The 20,015-nt window shown below is 56.5% G+C and carries 24 protein-coding genes; 13 read left to right on the top strand and 11 right to left on the bottom strand.

The features are described from left to right. The first annotated feature begins 52 nt into the window (after nucleotides 1–52). The 4 genes from ACEWZM_RS04330 (at nucleotide 53) to ACEWZM_RS04315 (ending at nucleotide 3,970) form a co-directional block, all read left to right on the top strand. The gene (locus tag ACEWZM_RS04330) at nucleotides 53–946 is read left to right on the top strand and encodes an HNH endonuclease (protein ID WP_414005276.1); all 894 of its coding nucleotides are present in this window, start codon (nucleotides 53–55) and stop codon (nucleotides 944–946) included. A 90-nt stretch (nucleotides 947–1,036) separates the two neighbouring features. Then, nucleotides 1,037–1,906 carry a DMT family transporter gene (locus ACEWZM_RS04325; protein ID WP_414005275.1) on the top strand — a complete coding sequence of 290 codons (870 nt, stop codon included), beginning with the start codon at nucleotides 1,037–1,039 and terminating at the stop codon, nucleotides 1,904–1,906. A 91-nt stretch (nucleotides 1,907–1,997) separates the two neighbouring features. Further along, nucleotides 1,998–2,825 carry an esterase/lipase family protein gene (locus ACEWZM_RS04320; RefSeq protein ID WP_414005274.1) on the top strand — a complete coding sequence of 276 codons (828 nt, stop codon included), beginning with the start codon at nucleotides 1,998–2,000 and terminating at the stop codon, nucleotides 2,823–2,825. Beyond that, nucleotides 2,822–3,970, top strand: coding sequence for an alpha-D-ribose 1-methylphosphonate 5-triphosphate diphosphatase (locus ACEWZM_RS04315; protein WP_414005273.1), 1,149 nt, complete (start codon nucleotides 2,822–2,824; stop codon nucleotides 3,968–3,970). The genes ACEWZM_RS04320 and ACEWZM_RS04315 overlap by 4 nt, the downstream gene beginning before the upstream one ends. A gap of 143 nt (nucleotides 3,971–4,113) precedes the next feature. On the opposite strand, the gene ACEWZM_RS04310 is transcribed toward ACEWZM_RS04315, so the two are convergent. The 3 genes from ACEWZM_RS04310 to ACEWZM_RS04300 all read right to left on the bottom strand — a co-directional run bounded on the left by ACEWZM_RS04310 (nucleotide 4,114) and on the right by ACEWZM_RS04300 (nucleotide 6,040). After that, nucleotides 4,114–5,193 (bottom strand): 5-(carboxyamino)imidazole ribonucleotide synthase, encoded by a 1,080-nt coding sequence (locus tag ACEWZM_RS04310; protein ID WP_414005272.1) that lies wholly within the window; start codon nucleotides 5,191–5,193, stop codon nucleotides 4,114–4,116. Continuing rightward, nucleotides 5,186–5,686, bottom strand: coding sequence for a 5-(carboxyamino)imidazole ribonucleotide mutase (gene purE, locus ACEWZM_RS04305; protein WP_414005271.1), 501 nt, complete (start codon nucleotides 5,684–5,686; stop codon nucleotides 5,186–5,188). Before purE ends, ACEWZM_RS04310 begins: the two co-directional genes overlap by 8 nt. Nucleotides 5,687–5,815: 129 nt before the next feature. Continuing rightward, nucleotides 5,816–6,040, bottom strand: coding sequence for a YdcH family protein (locus tag ACEWZM_RS04300; RefSeq protein WP_414005270.1), 225 nt, complete (start codon nucleotides 6,038–6,040; stop codon nucleotides 5,816–5,818). A 177-nt stretch (nucleotides 6,041–6,217) separates the two neighbouring features. Between ACEWZM_RS04300 and ACEWZM_RS04295 the strand changes: the two genes are divergently transcribed. The 4 genes from ACEWZM_RS04295 (at nucleotide 6,218) to ACEWZM_RS04280 (ending at nucleotide 8,902) form a co-directional block, all read left to right on the top strand. Beyond that, on the top strand, nucleotides 6,218–6,631 hold the full coding sequence (locus tag ACEWZM_RS04295) for an Hsp20 family protein (protein WP_414005269.1): 414 nt from the start codon (nucleotides 6,218–6,220) through the stop codon (nucleotides 6,629–6,631). A 5-nt stretch (nucleotides 6,632–6,636) separates the two neighbouring features. Next, nucleotides 6,637–6,861 (top strand): DUF1150 family protein, encoded by a 225-nt coding sequence (locus ACEWZM_RS04290; protein ID WP_414005268.1) that lies wholly within the window; start codon nucleotides 6,637–6,639, stop codon nucleotides 6,859–6,861. Nucleotides 6,862–7,143: 282 nt separating this feature from the next. Next, nucleotides 7,144–8,025, top strand: coding sequence for a PhzF family phenazine biosynthesis protein (locus tag ACEWZM_RS04285; protein ID WP_414005267.1), 882 nt, complete (start codon nucleotides 7,144–7,146; stop codon nucleotides 8,023–8,025). 16 nt (nucleotides 8,026–8,041) lie between these two features. Beyond that, a complete protein-coding gene (locus tag ACEWZM_RS04280; RefSeq protein ID WP_414005266.1) occupies nucleotides 8,042–8,902 on the top strand; it encodes a hypothetical protein in 861 nt (286 codons plus the stop codon). A gap of 105 nt (nucleotides 8,903–9,007) precedes the next feature. On the opposite strand, the gene ACEWZM_RS04275 is transcribed toward ACEWZM_RS04280, so the two are convergent. The 3 genes from ACEWZM_RS04275 to trxB all read right to left on the bottom strand — a co-directional run bounded on the left by ACEWZM_RS04275 (nucleotide 9,008) and on the right by trxB (nucleotide 12,623). After that, nucleotides 9,008–11,083: a bifunctional sulfate adenylyltransferase/adenylylsulfate kinase gene (locus tag ACEWZM_RS04275; protein ID WP_414005265.1), complete on the bottom strand. Its 2,076-nt coding sequence runs from the start codon at nucleotides 11,081–11,083 to the stop codon at nucleotides 9,008–9,010. A 257-nt stretch (nucleotides 11,084–11,340) separates the two neighbouring features. After that, complete coding sequence (locus ACEWZM_RS04270; RefSeq protein WP_414005264.1) at nucleotides 11,341–11,676, bottom strand: hypothetical protein; 336 nt, start codon at nucleotides 11,674–11,676, stop codon at nucleotides 11,341–11,343. Between the two features lie 5 nt (nucleotides 11,677–11,681). After that, nucleotides 11,682–12,623: a thioredoxin-disulfide reductase gene (trxB, locus tag ACEWZM_RS04265; protein ID WP_414005263.1), complete on the bottom strand. Its 942-nt coding sequence runs from the start codon at nucleotides 12,621–12,623 to the stop codon at nucleotides 11,682–11,684. A 240-nt stretch (nucleotides 12,624–12,863) separates the two neighbouring features. On the opposite strand from trxB, the gene ACEWZM_RS04260 reads away from it, so the two are divergent. Next, complete coding sequence (locus ACEWZM_RS04260) at nucleotides 12,864–13,364, top strand: Lrp/AsnC family transcriptional regulator (protein ID WP_414005262.1); 501 nt, start codon at nucleotides 12,864–12,866, stop codon at nucleotides 13,362–13,364. A 76-nt stretch (nucleotides 13,365–13,440) separates the two neighbouring features. Here ACEWZM_RS04260 and ACEWZM_RS04255 read toward each other — a convergent pair whose 3' ends face one another. The 5 genes from ACEWZM_RS04255 to lgt all read right to left on the bottom strand — a co-directional run bounded on the left by ACEWZM_RS04255 (nucleotide 13,441) and on the right by lgt (nucleotide 17,563). Then, nucleotides 13,441–14,217 carry a Hint domain-containing protein gene (locus ACEWZM_RS04255; protein WP_414005261.1) on the bottom strand — a complete coding sequence of 259 codons (777 nt, stop codon included), beginning with the start codon at nucleotides 14,215–14,217 and terminating at the stop codon, nucleotides 13,441–13,443. 260 nt (nucleotides 14,218–14,477) lie between these two features. Continuing rightward, complete coding sequence (locus ACEWZM_RS04250; protein ID WP_414005260.1) at nucleotides 14,478–14,630, bottom strand: hypothetical protein; 153 nt, start codon at nucleotides 14,628–14,630, stop codon at nucleotides 14,478–14,480. Nucleotides 14,631–14,832: 202 nt separating this feature from the next. Continuing rightward, nucleotides 14,833–15,600 carry a peptidoglycan editing factor PgeF gene (gene pgeF / locus ACEWZM_RS04245; RefSeq protein ID WP_414005259.1) on the bottom strand — a complete coding sequence of 256 codons (768 nt, stop codon included), beginning with the start codon at nucleotides 15,598–15,600 and terminating at the stop codon, nucleotides 14,833–14,835. Next, complete coding sequence (locus ACEWZM_RS04240) at nucleotides 15,597–16,664, bottom strand: class I SAM-dependent methyltransferase (protein WP_414005258.1); 1,068 nt, start codon at nucleotides 16,662–16,664, stop codon at nucleotides 15,597–15,599. The genes pgeF and ACEWZM_RS04240 overlap by 4 nt, the downstream gene beginning before the upstream one ends. After that, entirely contained in the window at nucleotides 16,661–17,563 is a 903-nt protein-coding gene (gene lgt / locus ACEWZM_RS04235; RefSeq protein WP_414005257.1) for a prolipoprotein diacylglyceryl transferase, read from the bottom strand. The genes ACEWZM_RS04240 and lgt overlap by 4 nt, the downstream gene beginning before the upstream one ends. A 96-nt stretch (nucleotides 17,564–17,659) precedes the next feature. Between lgt and ACEWZM_RS04230 the strand changes: the two genes are divergently transcribed. The 4 genes from ACEWZM_RS04230 (at nucleotide 17,660) to ACEWZM_RS04215 (ending at nucleotide 20,000) form a co-directional block, all read left to right on the top strand. Beyond that, nucleotides 17,660–17,908, top strand: coding sequence for an accessory factor UbiK family protein (locus ACEWZM_RS04230; protein ID WP_317959309.1), 249 nt, complete (start codon nucleotides 17,660–17,662; stop codon nucleotides 17,906–17,908). Between the two features lie 375 nt (nucleotides 17,909–18,283). After that, on the top strand, nucleotides 18,284–18,784 hold the full coding sequence (locus ACEWZM_RS04225; protein ID WP_414005256.1) for a type III secretion system chaperone family protein: 501 nt from the start codon (nucleotides 18,284–18,286) through the stop codon (nucleotides 18,782–18,784). Nucleotides 18,785–18,841: 57 nt separating this feature from the next. Beyond that, a complete protein-coding gene (gene proC, locus ACEWZM_RS04220) occupies nucleotides 18,842–19,669 on the top strand; it encodes a pyrroline-5-carboxylate reductase (protein WP_414005255.1) in 828 nt (275 codons plus the stop codon). Continuing rightward, nucleotides 19,662–20,000, top strand: a complete 339-nt coding sequence (locus tag ACEWZM_RS04215; RefSeq protein ID WP_414005254.1) for a tRNA-binding protein — start codon at nucleotides 19,662–19,664, stop codon at nucleotides 19,998–20,000. The genes proC and ACEWZM_RS04215 overlap by 8 nt, the downstream gene beginning before the upstream one ends. The last annotated feature ends 15 nt before the right edge of the window (nucleotides 20,001–20,015 follow it).

Genomic DNA, 20,015 nt, shown 5'->3' with positions numbered 1-20,015 from the left:
GCCTTCGGGCAGCCCCTTTTCGTTTTCAGTTTAGTTGCCTACAACCACAGGCATGGCAAAGGCAGTGTTCATTCAATCATCCCATTCCAGCTATGATGATCAGCCGGGAAGCGCTTATCATTTTCCAAAACGGCAGTACCTAAGCCGGGTCGAACAGACGGTAGGCGACTGGGTGATTTTCTACGAAGGGCGTCGTGGCGGCGGCAGAGGTTATTATGCGGTTCAAAAGGTTCTTCAAGTTGTAGATGATCCGTTGGGTCCCAAGATGGCTTACGCCATTCTTGATCAAGGGAGCGAATTATCCTTCGAGAATTTTGTTCCCCGCTGGATCGAGGGGCAGGGGCCGTACGAGACAGGGCTGCCGCAGTCACGGGGCAACAACACAAGTTCTGTCCGGGTGATCTCTGATAAAGACTTCGCAAAGATCATAAATACAGGGCTTGAGCCAAGAGACGAGCCAAATGCGATTCCAAGAACTGGTGAATTTCATCTGGAAGATGGTTTTGCCGAGGCTCAAACGCCGTTTTTGCCGCAAGGCCAGCCAAGAGAACTCATTTTATCGCAGCGCCAATTTCGAGATCAAAGTTTTGCCAGACAGGTAAAACATGCCTATGGGGGACGCTGTTCAATGTCTGGGTTGGAGCTGAGAAATGGCGGTGGCCGCCCTGAAGTAGAAGCCGCGCATATTGTTCCTGTCTCAAAAAGCGGCCCAGATACTGTTAGCAACGGTCTGGCTCTGTCTGGCACTGTGCATTGGATGTTTGACCGCGGATTGATTTCGATTGGCGACGATAACGAAATTTTGGTTGCCAAGAAGGCCGTTGACGATAGCACACTGGACCGGTTGCTGGTGCCTAGCAGGCGCCTGGTAGAACCAGTTGAACCGGCTTATAAGCCTCACATTGCCTACCTCAGGTGGCACCGTGAAAATGTCTTCAAGGGGTAAGAGGGCTACAGCGGCTGAGTTTCGATAGCCCGAAATCTTGACACAATAAATTCATTGGCAGGACAGTACAGAGCAAGATAACTGCGCCTTATGCATTTGATTTTTCTTGTCTCCCTTACCATGATCGCCTTCGCGGCAAATTCTATCCTTGGCCGCTGGGCCATTGGCTTGGGCTATATGGATGCAACTGGCTTCGGGTTGCTTCGCCTGTTTGCTGGGGCGGTCACGCTGATAACGCTGTGCCTTAGGAGTCGGGTTTCGCTGCGTCGCAGTCTTTCCCAGACCATCTGGGGTGGAGGGGCACTGACAGTCTATATGATCGGGTTTTCTGTGGCCTATCAGGATCTTGATGCCGGTCTTGGTGCGTTGATCCTGTTTGGCGTAGTACAGGTGTCGATGTTTCTTTGGGGCAGTTTTAGAGGCAGCCCAACCTCTGCAGGGCAAATCGGTGGCGCTATTATTGCGTTGCTGGGGCTGGCTATTGTGGTCTGGCCGGATGGCAGCGCCGCAACGCCGCTTGATGCCTCGCTGTTGATGGCGCTGGGCGGGTTGGGATGGGCGGCATACAGTCTGCTGGGGCGGGGTGCGACAGCCCCGATTGCGGCCACTGCAGTGAACTTCGCTGCTGCTACCGTCATGATGATACCGGTTGTTTTTCTGCTGGGTGGCGGAAGCCTTGTCACCGGCCCAGGGATTGCACTGGCCGTGTTGTCGGGAGCAGTCACATCCGGTCTGGGCTATGCGCTTTGGTACTACGTCTTGCCACAGCTTACGCCATCAGTTGCCGCTACGATTCAGCTAAGTGTACCAGTTATCGCCATTCTTGCTGGCGCGGTATTATTGGGCGAAGCGATTGGTCTGCGGCTTTTGATAGGGTCGGTCGCGGTGCTGGGCGGGATTGCTGTCGTGGTCAGCGCTACAACACCCAAACGCAGCGAGGTCGCCGCCCGTAGCAGATAGGGCGGGGTCGGATCGCGGGATGTCGAGCTGAAACATTATCCGGTGGTATCCGGGCTTCCAGCTGGCATAATTTGGCATTATCTGGTGTTCCATGACAGTCAGACCTTTCCGATATCTTCGCCGCCTCGTCACGCTAGCCGTCTTTGCCGTTTCCCCCGGCTTGGCCTTCGCGGATTGCACCATCCTTCTGCATGGGCTCGCCCGCAGTGAGATCTCTCTCGCGGTTTTGGGTAAGGTGTTGGAAGCGCGTGGGGTTGATGTTGTGACGCCAGGATATCCATCAACCGACAAGCCGGTAGCGGATCTGGCCTTCGATACACTGCCAGATGCTGTGGCTCAATGTGAGACGTTGATGAACCCGCAGGACCGCCTGCATTTTGTCACGCATTCCATGGGCGGGATATTATTGCGATACTGGTTGCAAGAAGCCCGGCCTGAGGCATTGGGACGTATCGTCATGCTGGCACCGCCCAATCAAGGTAGCGAATTGGTGGATGAGTTAGGCGCCTGGGAGGTCTTTGGTCTGTTGAATGGTCCGGCTGGTTTGCAACTGGGTACAGGAGAAGACAGCCTTCCGAACCAACTGCCAGCGGTCAGCTATCCAGTTGGGGTGGTTGCAGGGGATCTCTCATTCAATCCGGTATTTTCCGCGATCATACCTGGTCCGGACGATGGCAAGGTCTCGGTCGAGAGTACAAAGGTCGCTGGCATGCAGGCCCATATTATATTGCCGGTCACCCATACATTCATGATGAACAACCCGCAGGTTATCGCCCAGGCGCTGCATTTTCTCGAGGCCGGACAATTTGATCCATCAATTACTTGGCTCGACTCCGTCACCGGCAGTATTGAGAATGCCTGTGCAGAGGGGCGCTGCCGACAGGATGACAAGCAAAGTTTGGTGGAGGACAGCGAATGAGTGCGCTGGAATTGACGCTGGTCGGGGCAGATGTTCTGCGACCGGGCGGGGTGGACGCCAGCGGAGAGATTGCGATTGGCGGTGGGCTCATCCAGTCTGGCACAGTCGGGCGTCGAATTGATCTGACGGGATACCGCGTGATGCCGGGCATTATTGATTGCCATGGCGACGGGTTTGAACGCCATCTTGCGCCGCGCCGAGGCGCAATGAAGCAGATGGTTGAGGGGGTGATTGCCGCTGAGGCAGAGGTGGCTGCCAATGGTATCACCACCGCTGTTCTGGCGCAGTTCATATCTTGGGAAGGCGGGTTGCGCGGGCCGGAATTCGCGGCGCAAGTCTTTGAGAGTATCAAAATTGCCCGAGCAAGAGTGGTCACAGATGTGGTGCCGCAGCTACGGTTCGAGGTTCACTTGCTGGATGCCTATGAGAGGCTTCCGACGCAGATTGCTGAATGGGGGGTGCAATACGTGGTGTTCAATGACCACCTGCCCCACGACAAGCTCGCAGCGGGTAAAAAGCCACCCCGGCTGACCGGTCAGGCGCTAAAGGCAGGGCGAAACCCGGATGTACATTGGCAGATGCTGAAAGACATGCATGCGGCAAAGTCTGAGGTGCCTGCCGCGTTGGATCAACTTGCTGCCACTTTGGCAGCTGAAGGTGTGCGTCTGGGCAGTCACGACGATCAGACAGCGGAGGATCGCAAGATTTGGCGCGCTCGAGGCGCGCGGATATCAGAATTTCCTGAGACGCTGGAAGCGGCGGAAGCCGCACGCGGTGGAGGCGATCATGTTATCCTGGGTTCGCCCAATGTAGTGCGCGGTGGATCGCATAAGGGCAATGCTTCGGCGCTTGATCTCACGGCCATGGGGCTCTGCGATGCATTGGCTTCAGACTACCACTATCCCAGCCCGCGTCGTGCGGCGCTGATGTTGGCCAAATCCGGGTTGCTGTCGGTCGAGCAGGCTTGGGCATTGGTGTCTGATGGCCCGGCCAGAGTTTTGGGGTTGAAGGATCGCGGCAGACTGGAGGCCGGAAAGCGGGCCGATTTGGTTATTCTAGACGCGGATGACCGTGTGGCCGCAACTCTATCCGGGGGACGCGTTAGCTACATGAGCGGTGATGTGGCTGCCCGGTTTCTGGGGTGACGCCGGATGGCCGCCTTAGTGCAGGATAGACCCTTAGCCTAAGGGAGGGAGCGCCGCGCATCAGGCCGGATAGCCCTCTTTGCGGCGCAGTAAACCGGCTGGGCCGATTTACTTTTGACCAGCCGCTAGGTCACGCGTTTGCCTCAGGTCTTGGCGGGTGGGACGACGCGGTTAACATGTCCCATTTTGCGTCCCGGTTTTGCGTCGGCCTTGCCATAGAGATGGAGCGCACAGTTGCGCTCGCGTAGCAGGTCTGGCACGCGATCCATATCAGCACCAATCAGGTTCTCCATCACCACATCGCTGTGACGCTGACCGTCACCGAGGCCCCACCCAGCTACAGCACGAATGTGCTGTTCGAACTGATCCACGGCGCAACCGTTTTGGGTCCAATGGCCGGAATTATGCACGCGCGGCGCTATTTCGTTCACGATCAACCCCTGTGGTGTCACAAACAACTCAACTGCAAGGACGCCAACATAGTTTAGAGTATTCATGATCTTGCCCGCCATCAGGACGGCATCCATACGCTGTCCGGCGCTCAACCTTGCAGGGATGGTCGTGGTGTGCAGAATGCCGTCGCGGTGGACATTCTCGCCGGGGTCAAAGCATGAAATCTCTCCACTGACGCCACGCGCAGCAACGACAGAAATCTCATGGCTGAAGTTTACAAACCCTTCCAGAACCGAGGGAGCCCCGGCCATTTCACTAAGCGCCGTCGTTGCTTCTTCGGGTGTTTTTATCCGCGCCTGCCCTTTGCCATCATATCCAAAGCGGCGGGTCTTTAGGATAGATGGGGTGCCAATGGTGCTCATTGCGGCGTCGAGGCTTGCTTGATCCGAAACATCGGCAAATGGGGCTGTGCTCAGGCCTAGTTCCTGCAGGAACGTTTTTTCCGTGAGACGGTCTTGGCTGATCCTAAGTGCTTCGCGATCCGGGCGGATCGGTTTGTGCTGTTCCAGCAGATCCAGCGCCGATGTTGGGATGTTCTCAAACTCGTAGGTGATCACGTCGACGGAGGCGGCGAAGGCGGCCAGGGCCTCGGCGTCCTCATAGCTGGCAGTTGTCACCTTATGCGCGACATCACCGGAAGGTGGATTGGCGCTTGGTTCAAAGATGTGGGTTTTGAAGCCAAGACGCGATGCTGCGACCGACAGCATCCGACCCAATTGCCCGCCACCCAGGATGCCGATTGTTGCGCCTGCTTTCAATGCATCAGTCATCTACGGGTTCCTCGGGGATAGAGGCAGAGAGAGCCGCACGCCAGTCATCCAGTCGCCGGGCTAGGCTCTCATCTTGCAGCGCGAGAATACTTACCGCCATCAGTCCGGCATTGGCAGCCCCTGCAGACCCAATAGCCATGGTTGCAACGGGAAATCCTTTGGGCATCTGCACGATGGAATAGAGCGAATCAACACCAGACAGCGCGCGGGTTTGAACCGGAACGCCGACCACCGGCACACGGGTTTTGGACGCAACCATACCTGGAAGATGGGCAGCGCCGCCTGCACCAGCGATGATCACTTGCAGCCCGCGTTCGGCAGCAGATTTGCCATAGCTCCACAAGCGGTCAGGCGTACGATGGGCCGAGACGATCTTGGCTTCGTAAGGGACGCCTAGTTCATCCAAAAGGATGGCAGCTTCTTTCAGGGTGGGCCAGTCCGATTGACTGCCCATTATGATGCCCACTTTTATGTCGGCGGAATGCTCTGGCATAGGCTCAGATCCTGTCATGCCGCGGGCCTGCGAACCCGCTGGGGTGGAGGAAGCGCGCACTATAGAGAACCCTGTGCATCCCGCAATGCGGCAATGGAGCTATGTGGCGCGTTGGATTGGTTTGGCGGATCAGGCGATGATGTCGGGGGTCAACCGGTCCTCAATCAACGCAATTTTATCTTTGAGCGTTAACTTCTGCTTCTTTAGCCGCCGGATAGTCAGCTGATCGCTGGTGCCGCGCTCTTGTAGGGCGCTGATCGCCTCGTCCAGATCGCGATGTTGCCTGCGAAATACCTCCAGCTCCACCTGTAAAACATCATCGGTTTTCATGGAGATATCGGTTGGTGCGTTCATTGGCGACTCGTTGGATGGCAGGTTAAGACTTGGCTAATGTTACGCTTTTAGAGGCTTTTGCACCAGCGCTGCAGTGCCTCGGGCTTGTGAAAACACATAAAACACCCATATTCTTAGGGAAGCGGTCGCCATAATGGGGCCGCCCCATACGTCGCTTTGGAATCAAGGACGAAACCTGTGTCGAAACTCACACTTGGCTCATATCCGCATATGTTGGGATTTGAGCAATTGGAACGCCTTTTAGAACGCTCGGCTAAGTCCGGGAATGAGGGCTATCCACCCTACAATATTGAACAAACTTCGGATCACTCTTACCGCATCACATTGGCAGTCGCAGGGTTTGCTGAAGTGGATCTGGCGATCACCGTTGAGGACCGTCAATTGGTCATCCGGGGTCGGCAGGGCGACGACAGTGATGGACGGGTGTTTTTGCACCGGGGTATTGCGGCACGACAGTTTCAGCGCATGTTTGTGCTGGCTGATGGTGTCGAAGTTGGCGAGGCAGTCATGGAAAATGGCTTGCTGCATGTCGATTTGACCCGCGCACGACCCGAAACCGTGGTTCAGACAATCAACATCAAAAAGGGGTAAGACATATGCATACAGCATACCAGTTCCACGATACGGATAGCCGCATTGTGTACGTTAAGACGGTTGATGTTGCGGATTTACCGGCCGAGGTTCAGGCCAGTGCCGACGGGCGTGCGCAGCTTTACGCAGTACATGATGCAGCAGGGGAGCAGCTCGCGCTGGTCAGTGATCGTAAGATGGCGTTTGTGTTGGCGCGGCAGCACGACTACGCGCCTGTACCCGTGCACTAACTGCACGCGCGACGCAGTGGCTAAATGGCCACCGGCGCTGTGCATAGGGCGGGTCTTCTGGCGACCAGCTATAGAAAGTTATTCGAATTGGGCACCACGGTTTTGGTGCCCTTTTTTATTATGTGGCCCTTGTTGCCACAACAACGTTTTCTGCAATATCTGTGGCGCTGGGATTGGGCTTCGCCGAGCGATCCCGGTGGCTTAGAGCAATGTTCTCTTGCGATGCTCGGCACAGCGTGGTCTTCCTAAAACAAGGAAGCAAACAGGCGGGGAGAGTGTGCATTGCGATATGATTTTGATTGGGTCGATGCGTTTTCGGGGCGTGCATTTGGTGGCAATGGCTGCGCGGTCGTGCATGGCGGTGCCGAGCTTAGCGATGATATCTGTCTGGCATATGTGCGCGAAACCTCACTGGTGGAATGTACGTTTACCGGCCCATCTGAGGTTGCCGATTTAAGAGTCCGATATTTTCTCGCCAGCCGGGAAATCCCCTTCGCGGGACATCCGACAATTGCGACTGTTGCGGCCCTGCGTGATCGTGGGATGATGACAGGGGATGCAGTCACGCTTGAAACCAGTGCTGGGTTGGTGCGGGTGACCGTCGCGGATGATCTGATAGAGATGACCCAGGTCGCGCCGGAGTATGGTGCATTTGCCAATCCCGAATTGGTTGCGGCGGCGGTGTCTCTGCCGGTTGATGCGATTGTTGGTCGACCCCAACGAGTTTCTACCGGTCTGCCATTCTGTATTACTGTGCTGCGGGATCGAGCAGCACTGGAGGCCGCACGGTTGGATATTCAGGCTCTCCAGCGATTGGGAGAGGCAATGGGCGCTGAGGGCATAGATCTGATGGAGCCTTACTTGGTTACATTAAATGGCGCCACGGCTGAGGGCGATACGTTCTCGCGGCTGCTGATGGCACCACCCAGCCCACCAGAGGATCCATTTACCGGCTCCGCAACTGGGGCAATGGCAGCGTATCTTTGGCACCACGGCATGATGGAGCCGGATCAATTTATTGCCGAGCAAGGGCACGGCCTTGGCCGTCCTGGGCAAGCGGTCGTCACGCGAGTAGGGCCAGCGGAAGCCCCCAGCGGTATTCGCGTAGCGGGCAAGGGATATGTGCTCATGCGGGGCACGGTAGACCTACCCGACGCCACCTGACCGAGGCGCTGCTGTAATGCGAAAATCTGCTATTGCGGTGGTGCCTTATGGCATCAAGTTGGGCCGTGACTTTGCCGAGAGAGCGCTTTCCACCTTGCATTGGCCACTTGGGTGCCCGGCTGATCTTGCCGGTGGGCGAGTGGCCAACCTAGGCCCGCAGGATCATTTGATCGTCTGGGCTAAAACCGGAATGCATCTGCAGTGGCAGCGGCCCTGTCGCGCATGGGTGTCTATGATGGTGATGGAGCCCAAGATAATGTCGGCTCTGCACCACCGCCTGCTGCCATGGACATGGCGGCGATTTTGCCGTGTATTCAGCTACGATGAAGAGCTGCTGCGCCGCATCGGCAATGGGATATTCTTACCTTTTGGCACGACTTGGGTGCCGGATTGGCGGAATCTGTCACCTGAGAAGGGGGCTGATCTATCACTTATCGCCTCTGCCAAGTGTGACCATCCGGGCCACAAACTACGGCATGAGATTGTCAGCCATTTGCAGGCCTGTCAGCCAAAGGCCGCAATTTTGGGGCGCGGATATCAACCGTTTGAGGCAAAGTCAGACGGGCTGGCCCCCTATCGTTACAGCGTGGTGGTTGAGAACGTGCGAGAGCGAAACTACTTCTCCGAAAAGCTCATTGATGCGATCCTCTGCGAAACAGTGCCGATCTATTGGGGGTGTCCCAATGTTGGTGATTTCTTTGATCCTGAAGCGATGATGGTTTGTCAAACGGCTGAGGATATCCGCGTTGCCATCGGCCAGATCTCGCAGGAGGACTACGATACACGCTTGCCGAATCTTCGCGCGATGAAGGAGAGGGCGGCAACCCTAGGGCAGATTGAACTCCGTGCTGCCATTGCATTGCGCGACAGCCTGTGACGGTTTGGTGTCATCGGAAACGCTAAGATAAAATGGCCGCCCTCGTCTGTGGGGCGGCCATCTATTTTGATGTCGGTATTTTAGACATAGGCGCTGGGCCGTAAATCAGCCCGCGATCAGACCCATGTTCTCCAGTTTCAACAACACCTGATGAGCGCAGTTGTCGACATCTACATTTTCGGTCTCGACGCGAAGTTCCGGCTCGACTGGCACATCATAGGGATCGGAAATCCCGGTGAATTCCTTGATCTTGCCTTCGCGAGCCAGCTTGTAGAGACCTTTGCGATCCCGGCGTTCGCATTCTTCGATCGAGGTGGCGACATGCACTTCCAGGAAGGCACCGAACTGCTCGACATCTTCGCGTACTGCGCGGCGTGTCGTGGCATAAGGGGCAATCGGGGCGCAGATGGCGATGCCGCCGTTCTTGGTGATTTCAGACGCCACATAGCCGATACGGCGAATGTTGAGGTCGCGGTGTTCTTTGGAGAAGCCCAACTCGCTTGAGAGGTTCTTTCGCACGATATCACCGTCCAGCAGTGTGACAGGGCGACCGCCCATCTCCATCAGCTTTACCATAAGGGCATTGGCGATTGTGGATTTGCCTGAGCCGGAGAAACCGGTGAAGAACACCGTGAAACCCTGTTTTGAGCGTGGCGGTTTGGTCTTGCGCAGTTCATTCACAACCTCAGGGAAGGAGAACCACTCAGGGATTTCCAGACCTTCGGCCAGGCGGCGGCGCAGTTCGGTGCCGGAGATATTGAGAATGGTGACATTGTCACGATCTTCGATCTCGTCATTCGGCTCATACTGGGCGCGCTCCTGCACATAGACCATGTGCTTGAAGTCAACCATTTCAATGCCGATTTCTTCCTGATGCTCGCGGAACAGATCCTGCGCGTCATAGGGGCCATAAAAGTCTTCACCGGCGGAGTTCTTGCCGGGGCCAGCATGGTCGCGACCAACGATGAAATGGGTGCAGCCGTGATTTTTCCGGATCATCCCATGCCAGACTGCTTCACGCGGGCCTGCCATACGCATTGCCAAATTGAGCAGCGACATAGAGGTGGTGGCGGCCGGGTATTTGTCCAGCACAGCCTCATAGCAGCGCACGCGGGTAAAGTGATCGACGTCACCCGGTTTGGTCATGCCGACAACGGGGTGGATCAGCAGATTGGCCTGTGCTTCACGGGCGGCGCGGAATGTTAGCTCCTGATGTGCACGGTGCAGCGGGTTGCGGGTCTGGAAGGCGACGATGCGGCGCCAGCCCAGTTTGCGGAAATAGGCGCGTAGTTCGTTCGGAGTGTCGCGACGGCCACGGAAGTCATAATGCACGGGCTGTTGGATACCGGTCACAGGACCGCCCAGATAGATTTTACCTGCTTGGTTGTGCAGGTAGTTCACCGCGGGATGCGCATCATCATCCGCACCAAAGACCATTTCGGCCTCGTGTGACTTATTCGGTTCCCAGCGGTCGGTCACGGTCATTGTGCCTAGGATCACACCTTCCTGATCGCGCAGGGCGATGTCTTCGCCGATTTCCAAGGAGGCTGCAAAATCGTCGGAGACATCCAGCGTGATTGGCATCGGCCAGAGTGCGCCATCGGCCAATCGCATGGTGTCGACAACACTGTTGTAATCTTGTTCACCAAGAAAGCCCTTCAGCGGGTTGAAGCCGCCGTTCATCAAAAGGTCCAGATCACAGATCTGGCGCGGGCTCAGGTCGTGGCTTTTGAGCTCCGCAGCTTCAATCTTCAGCTTCTGAGCGGATTCATAGGAGACATAGAGCTCCGGGATGGGGGCAAGATTGTTTTGCATCAACTTGGTCCTGTACTTGAAAGGGGCAAGGCTACTGGTTGTTCCCGTGAGTTCAGCATGAAGCGCGTCATACTCGGCGAACTTGCGGGCGAGAAATTGATCGGTGAGCCGGATCTTTTCGGCACCACCACGGGTGGTAAGGGCATAGGCAAAGCGCTGGCGTTTATCCGGGCCCGCGCGTTCGCTGATCTTCACAAGGCCGGCCTCGGTGGCTGACCGGAGCTGCGCATTGAGTCGCCCCAGTGAAATTCCCACAGCTGCTGCCGTTGCCCGCTGCGAGGCGTCTGGTGCCTTGTCGAGCTGGCTGAGAATGCGAAAGAGCAGGTCTTCGTCCTCATGGCTGGGAGTTTCGGGTGCGGATGTCATGGCTCGACTCATGGTGCGTTCACTCGTGAACGCTTCTCATGCTTTACGGGTTCAGCAAAGGTGAAACGAAACAGGCCTGTACGAAAAAGACCGCAGTTCCCGAATTGCAACGAAGATAGAACAGCGGAGCCGTGCGATACGATCCGGCGGAACAGCGTTTCGGGCGGAATGCCGAATTGGGCAGGGGCCAGAAGGCGCATGACCAGTTATTGAGGTCTAATCTGTGTGTTCGAATCTTGGCCTGCCTCCGATGGGGTTTAAACCTCGGCAAATCCCCAGCCATCGGGAGTAAAACCGTGCTCCAAAGCCGAGCGGGTCGCCACCTCTTCAACCATCCAGATTGCCGAGGCAGACAGTAGCTGGTCCGGCATGGTTGCAATCAAAGTTGCCCGCTCGTCTCCTTCCGCTTCGGCCCATTGAGTGTCAAACCCAAGATCTGCAAGAGCCTGGGCCAGTGGCATCCACTCAGCGCCTTCGGTAGACGGGTTAAAGAACAAATCAAGATCCGCCTCAGCCGGGAGATCATTTGCGGCCTGAAGCTCAGAAAAGGCCGAGAATGTCTCGGCCTTTTGCGTTTCGAAATCATGCGCCAATGCGCTTACTCCTGCTCTGCAAGGAAACGCTCGGCGTCGAGCGCCGCCATGCATCCCATGCCAGCCGAAGTGACCGCCTGACGGTATTTGTGGTCGGTTAGGTCGCCGGCAGCAAAGATGCCAGGGATCGAGGTTTCGGTGGTACCGGGGGTGACCTTCACGTAGCCACCGTTATGCGTCTCGAGAACATCCTTCACCAACTCAGTTGCAGGCGCATGTCCAATGGCAACAAAAACACCCTTGCAAGGAATTTCGGTGATCTCACCAGTGTTGACGTTTTTGACACGGACGCCTTCAACACCCAGAGGATTTTCGGTGCCGACAACTTCTTCTAGCTGGTGGAACCAAAGGGGCTCGATCTTCGGATTCTTCATCAGCCGGTCCTGCAGGATTTTCTCTGCACGCAGTTCATCGCGGCGATGGATCAGCGTCACCTTGGAGGCAAAGTTGGTCAGGAACAGCGCTTCCTCGACGGCCGTATTGCCGCCACCGATTACGACAATTTCCTGGCCGCGGTAGAAGAACCCGTCACATGTGGCACAGGCAGAGACGCCAAAGCCTTTGAATTTCTCTTCCGATTCCATACCCAGCCATTTTGCGCGAGCACCCGTCGCTAGGATCACGGCATCCGCCGTGTAGATAGTGCCGCTATCGCCCTTGGCCACAAAGGGACGCGAGGTGGTTTCAAGCTCGGTGATGATGTCGCCTATAATCTCGCAGCCCATGGTTTTGGCATGTTCCTGCATACGCACCATCAGATCCGGGCCTTGAACTTCGGTGTCGCCAGGCCAGTTCTCAACTTCGGTGGTCGTGGTCAGTTGGCCGCCGGGCTCAATGCCTTGCACAAGGATCGGCTCGAGCATAGCGCGGCTGGCGTAGACGCCTGCGGTATACCCTGCCGGGCCGGACCCGATGATCAGAACTTTGGTGTGGCGCGTATCGCTCATCTCATTTTCCCGTCGATGAAAGGGCGGACTTGCCGCCGTCAGGCAATGCATATAACTGCAGCGGGCGGCGTCTTAAAGCCCTGCATCAGGCGAAATCGAGCGCCCGCGTTCCGCCTCCCTGACCTAAGAAGCTGAGGTTTGGACTTTGTAACGACAAATATTGTTGCGCAGATGTGAAATAATATTGCGCAAATCTTGGATATTGTTATAACAAACGGAAATTTCAACAGGAGCCACCAGATGGTCACAACACGCCTTGATCCGATTGATCGCATGATTTTGTCGGAATTACAGGCCGACGGCCGCATGACCAATGTTGAGCTTGCCAAACGAGTGGGCATTTCGGCACCGCCGTGCCTACGCCGTGTGCGGTCTCTCGAAGAAGCCGGGCTGATCCGGGGCTACCATGCCGAGGTCAACGCACGCGAGCTGGGATTTGAGGTTCAGGTTTTTGCGATGGTGGGCCTGGAAAGTCAGGCCGAAGCAGAGCTGAGTGCCTTTGAGGCGAAGTGCCGCGAATGGCCACTTGTACGCGAATGTCATATGCTGAATGGCGAGGTGGATTTTATCCTGAAATGTGTATCACCAGATCTGAGCACCTTTCAGAGCTTTCTAACCAGCGATTTGCTGACCACACCCAATGTGGCAAGCGTTAAGACCTCGCTGGTGATCCGGGGTGCTAAAGATGATCCCGGTGTGCCGTTTGATGTGCTCGAGCAGCGCCTTGCACGGGAAGCCTGATCACAACCTATAGACGGCCTATATATAAGAAAAGCGCCTCGCAATGCGGGCGCTTTTTTGCGTTTTCCGGGTCGTCTCAGGCTAAATCGGAATCCTGCAGATCAATCCGAGGAAATGCCAGCGGACCAAAGCCCGTGACCGAATCGACATGCGAAAACAGGTTCAGGTACAAGGTACGGATCGCCTGACTTACCAGTTTCAATGCCTCCGGGCCGGGATGGTAGGTCTCGAAGGGCAACCCGCCGACTTTGATCACAGCATGGCGTGGCAAGCAAATATGGTAGAGATCGACAGCCGTCGGCGGGGCAGTTTCGACAATACTCATCCCGTCTTGGTACTGCTGGACTGGAACCAATGAGGCACCATGTTCGAGCCGGATGCCGGGCAGTGGTGCGCGTTGCAGCAACCGCGCTGCTGGGCCTGCGACAACTGTCGACATCGGCTTCGTTTCGCCCAGACTATCAGCGGTAAAGCTGGTTAGCCGCAGACTGCGGCCGTTCTGGGCTGCCCGTGACGGAACAAGGCTTGTGCACCCTTTCCATACCAAGGGTTGGATGTCACCCTCCGCAGTAATCAATTCGTCTCCAGGTAATAGGTCTTCGATCGCGATTGGCCCCTGCGACGTCTCCACCAGGGATCCGCGACAGAACGCGGTAAAGGCTTCTTCAAACAGTGGCAGCGAAGGGGCGACGTGGCGGGTTTCAGCGATGTTACCATTGGGCAGCAGGCAGCGGACGTCATAGCGACGCAGCTGTGGCCGTACCGTGCCGCGCTGGGCAGCTGGGTCTTTCAGTAGTGCGTTGGCTTCGACCGCATTTGCAGCAGCACGTTGTAGCGACTGAGGTATGGTCATGGCTACCGAGCCTTTCTCAAACTAACGTATATCGGTCCCGGACAGCGCAATGAGCAGAAGGCGCGTCGGAATCGCTTGGTGTCCTGTCAGCTCACCCGACTGCAATACACGCGGTTCGGGATGTCGTGCCAAACAGGGGCAGTGATTTCAGGGCGGGGCATCTCTTGGGTAGAGAGCCCCGCCAGGCCTGAACATTGGTGGACGATGTCAGGCGGGTGTTGGATAGGCTCGCCATTCTGATGGGAGCCAAATGCAGGCGTCTAGGCGCTCTTGGCCTCTGTCTGGTGCGCTTCGGTGCGCTGACGAAGTTCGATCGCGGCTTGGCGGGTGGCGCCACGGGTCCACGGCAGACGGACCTCGTCTGTCTTGGCGGCAGCCACTATAGATTTGATGAAGCGCGAATTCGGTTTCATATGGCGTCTCCTGTCGGGGCGGGGCAACGTCCTGCTGCCCACGCTTTGGTCCCGTCTTTTGTGGCCTGCCAATGCGCCACCAATGTGGCCGATCTGTGAAATTCGCTGGAATCTTGCCGTGATTAGGCCCGCCAATACCGATTAATCCAACATCACACTGAGTCGGTGTCCATGCTGGGGATTGTGCTGCAAATGATCCGGGCTACAGGCGGATACAGGAGATCAAGCGGCCGTAGTCTGCTTCTTTTTTATGGGTCGCACGTCTGAAGGAATAAAACCGATCCGGGTCAGAATAGGTGCAGTGCCCGGTCCAGATCGCTTCCTCTACACCGGCGCTTCGCAGTCTGTGCAGACCAAGCGAGGGCAGATCAAAGAGATAGCGATCCCCTTGGCCATTGGTAAAGAATCTGGCGTTTTCCGGATCCTGCATCATGAAATTATCGAAAAACTCAGGCCCGACTTCATATGCGCTTTGCGAAATCGAAGGGCCGATGACTGCGCGGGTGTTCTGCCGTTTTGCACCCATCTGCTCCATCGCGTCCAATGTAGCCTCCAGCACACCATCCAGTGTGCCCCGCCATCCTGCGTGGGCCGCACCCACTACTTTGGCCTCCGCATCGTGAAATAGCACGGGCTGACAGTCTGCGGTCAGAATAGACAGCACCACGCCGGGTACGTTGGTCACCATCGCATCAGCGCGGGTGCCGCCCTGAAGATTGTCCTGCTGCGCGTCCGTGACTGTCAGGACATCGGCAGAATGCACTTGGTTTACCCGACCTAACGCCTCTGGCTCAGCCTCCATTGCTGCAGCGGCACGCGTTCTGTTGATGTTCACGGCTTCGCGCTGATCCGAGGAGCCAAGACCGCAATTCAACCCGGCAAAGATACCGGAGGAGGCGCCGCCACGTCGGGTGAAAAAACCGTGTTTGGTGCCATTCAGCAGGTCAGAGATGAGAATTTCCAACGTCATGCGTTCAATCCCGGTGGAGGTGGGGCCTGTGTTGGGAAAATCCCAAGCACTTTGAATAGGTTTCCCATTTCCTCTGGGTGCGTCAACCGTCGATGTGCAGCGACTAGCGATTGTCGTGCATCGCCTTTCAAGCGCGAGGCTAAAGCCTGTGCCCTTTCGGTGATTCCGAGCCGTTCGAGAAATACGCCCTGCGGCGTTAATCGGCTGTAGGCAGAGCCTGCAGATTTAGCAGCAAGCGCTAGCGCTTCAAAATCAACATGGGTTGTTAGATCAGCCTTACCTGGATGGTCGAGGGGGGCGCTGGGTTCATGGGCGCGCAGGGCCTGCAGCGTATCGCCAAGTGATCGCCAGTCGCCGTAGTCCAATATCAATGCCGCACCGCCATGGTCAGAAATACGGGACGCAATGGTCTGTATCATTGGCTGTGCGGTTTCACATAACTCCACCAAATCGCCATCCTTGGTGTCATCCAGCCGATGTATGAGGGCTGGTTGCGACGACGCTGAGCCGAGCCCGAAGCTGAGTATATCGTCGTGAAGGCCGACCGATTTTTCTCGCCAACCGTCGCCATCGCGTAGGAACTGGCGTACGGGCAGGGCATCAAAGAACTCGTTGGCTACTAAGAACAGTGGTTGATTGGCTAGGTCAGTAATTCTCTCATGCCACTGAGGGTTATAGTGGACGAGGTGATCCGCCTGACGCGCTCGCAAGATGGGCGAGGCCTCCAACAAGACAATCTGCATCGCATCGTGAAATCCCGGCACCAGCTTGGTTGCTCGCAGCAGATCCGCCATAAGTGTGCCGCGTCCAGGGCCGAGTTCTGCCAGCGTGAAACGAGCGGGTGCGCCCTGATCCAACCAGGATTGTGCAAGTGATAGACCGATAAGTTCACCAAACATCTGGCTGATTTCCGGCGCAGTGGTGAAATCACCCTTGGCCCCCAGCGGATCTCGGGTCGTGTAATAGCCGTAGGTCGGATGCAGCAGCGCATCTGCCATGAAGTCGGCCACCGAAATCGGCCCCTCGGCACGTATCCGGGATTTGATATGGTCGCTTAGGCTCATGCACCGGCCTCAATCGTGCGGCGGGCACGGACCACCAGTAGCAGGCCGATGGCTATCATCGGTAACGACAAAATCTGTCCCATCGTAAGGCCGTACCCGCCAATATGCCATGCCAGGCCTAGAGGATTGTCAAAGCTTGCAAACTGGATATCTGGTTGGCGGGCAAATTCCACAACAAAACGAGCTGTACCGTAGCCAGCCAGAAAGACGCCAGTAGTCTGTCCGGGATAGCGCATGGCTCCGCGCCTATAGGCCAGCCACAACAGAACGACGCCTAGGATTAACCCTTCAAGTAGCGCTTCATAGAGCTGTGATGGATGGCGGGCGCAGATTTCCCCAAGCGCCTGACCGCAGGATTGTGCAGCTTGACCAGGGAAGGCAACGCCCCACGGCAGGTCGGTCGCACGGCCCCAGAGTTCGGCGTTGTTGAAGTTGGCCAGCCTTCCTAACAGGAGCCCCGGCGGCACAGCATGGGCCACCAAATCGGCGATCTGTAGTCGTGGAATGTTGTTTCGCGACGCATAGACCCACGTGGCAAGGATGACACCCAAAAGTCCGCCGTGAAACGCCATGCCACCTTGCCAGATACGCAGAATTTCGAGTGGGTTCTGGAGGTAATAGCCGGGTTGATAAAACAGCACATAGCCCAGTCGCCCACCTAAAATAACACCAAGAATGATCCAGGTCAGTAGATCCTCGACCTGCGCAGGCTTCATCGGCGGCTGAGTATCTGGCCACAATGCAGGGCGTCGCAGAGCGGCGACGGCCAATCTCCATGCAATGACAATGCCAACGATGTAGGCCAGTGCATACCATCGGAGCGCAAACTGGCTGCCAAACAGCTCAATCGTGAAAATTTCGGGTGTGAGATCGGGGAATTGGAGTAGAAGTGCGTGCATATGCCGTCAATGCCTGTGTGGGGGCTGCGGTGTCAACGGCTTGCCGCCGACGGTGTTGATGCCCATATAGGGGGTAAGGCAGACATGGAGAAGACAATGCAGACGCGCAACAAGATCATGGATGATATTTCTCAGCTGATGACCAACGCCATGGGGGTTGCCCACGGTGCGCGGGAAGAGGCCGAGACGGCGATGAAGGGGCTGATTGACCGCTGGCTGGCTGATCGCGACTTTGTGACCCGTGAGGAGTTCGACGCCGTACGCGCCATGGCACAGAAAGCCCGAGAAGAAAACGAAGCACTGAAAGCGCGGCTAGATGCGCTGGAAGCCGGTAAATCCGCCTGAGCTTAATTAACGGATGAATGAGCGGGTTCCGCCTGTCTCGTGACGTTCGAATACCCAATCTGCAACATCCATTGGCGCACCGGCCTATGAGAGGCTGTGCGCCATTTTCTGTATTGCCCTGGGCAATGTCGCGGGGTTCAACATTTGGATGATTGACTGCTGAACAAGATCACAGCATCGTCACGATATTTTGAGGGTGATCATCATTCGTCCACAAGTTATTGCAGTTATCCCCAAATAAAGGGTTGCCAGACAGCGTTGCTACCGCCACCATATCTAGTAGGAGAAGAGGGAAGTCTCTCTCCTTATTGAGCAGTCCGCTAGCAATTGTGGGTGCCCCGCAGCTCTTTTGCTAGAGATCAGAGAGGTGGCAACATGGCTCTTTCCGAACATTTTCTGGAAGACGAAATTCACCCTATCGACATCGTCGAACATTTGGCCTCAGACCACGATTGGGACTTTGACCGCATAGGCGATGATCAAATCGCCATGGCAGTTGAAGGGCAGTGGCGAACCTACGCGCTAACGCTTGCGTGGTCCGGTTATGAGGAAACCCTAAGGATGGTATGCAGCTTTGAGATGGAGCCCCCTAAAGAGCAGCACTCACGTCTTTATGAGCTGATCAATGAGATGAATGATCAGTGTTGGTCTGGTGGCTTTACCTTTTGGCCCGACCACAAATTGATGTTGTACCGTTATGGGTTGGTGCTGACCGGTGGGCAGGTTGCCAGCCCGGAGCAGATCGACACGATGATCAACTCGGCGGTCGCCAATTGCGAGCGCTACTACCCGGCAATCCAGTTGATGGTCTGGGGCGGGCAATCGCCACGAGATGCGCTTCAGGTCGCCATTGCAGAGGCCTACGGGCGCGCGTAAACCTTTCCCTGAACTGGCCCCATAGCGGGCCAGACAACCCAGCAGGGGAGGGGAAAGATGCAGGTATCTGAGATCGCAGCGCGTGGTATTGCGCTTTTGGGTTGCGGCAAGATGGGGTCAGCGATGCTGGCTGGTTGGCTTGACCGTGGTGTTTCTCCCAGCGCCGTCTGGGTGATTGATCCGAACCCATCTGATTGGTTGCGCGCGACCGGCGTGCATATCAATGCGCCCTTGCCACAGGCGGGTGAGCACGCGCCGGGCATCGTGTTGATCGCGGTTAAACCGCAGATGATGGGTGAAGCCCTGCCGCAGCTGAAACAGCTGGGGAATGGGGGCACTCTGTTCATCTCCGTTGCTGCAGGCACATCGATTGCGACTTACGAAGAGCTTTTGGGGGCCGAAACGCCGATTGTGCGCGCGATGCCCAACACACCCGCAGCTGTTGGTCGCGGAATCACTGCGATTACGGGCAATGGCTGCGCATCAGATACCGACATTGGGCGCGCTGACATGCTACTACAGGCCATAGGCCAGACTGTCCGGCTTGAGAGCGAGGCGCAAATGGATGCCGTGACGGGGGTCAGCGGCTCCGGTCCGGCCTATGTATTTCATCTGATCGAAACCCTCGCCGCGGCTGGAGAGGCCGAAGGATTGCCTGCAAATCTCGCGATGCAACTGGCCAAGGCCACGGTAGCAGGCGCAGGGGCATTGGCTGAAGCTGCAGAAGAAACACCAGCCCAACTGCGCATCAATGTCACAAGTCCTAATGGGACCACACAGGCAGCGCTCGAAGTTCTGATGGATGAGGACGATGGTTTCCCGCCCCTTTTGCGCCGTGCCGTTGCCGCAGCAAGCAACCGTTCAAAGGAACTTTCTCGTGGATGAAATCAGTTTTGACGATTTTCTGAAAGTCGATGTTCGCGTCGGCGTGGTTGTGCGCGCCGAAGACTATCCTGAGGCGCGAAAACCTGCGATCAAGATGTGGGTGGACTTTGGCGATGAGATCGGCGTTAAGAAAACCTCCGCGCAGGTCACGGCCCATTACACCCCGGAAAATTTGTACGGCAAACAGGTGATGGCAGTTGTCAATTTCCCGGCCCGGCAAATTGGCAAATTCATGTCCGAAGTGCTGGTATTGGGATTGCCGGATGATGCGGGCAGCATCATCTTGATCGGCCCTGACGGTGACGTTCCAATTGGGGGGCGGATGCATTGAACGCGAAAGTCTGGA

Origin of the sequence: Phaeobacter cretensis (assembly GCF_047372505.1) — a bacterium.
GTDB lineage: Bacteria > Pseudomonadota > Alphaproteobacteria > Rhodobacterales > Rhodobacteraceae > Phaeobacter > Phaeobacter cretensis.
Note: the sequence above shows the minus strand (reverse complement) of the source record. Positions and strands in the feature narration are given on the sequence as shown.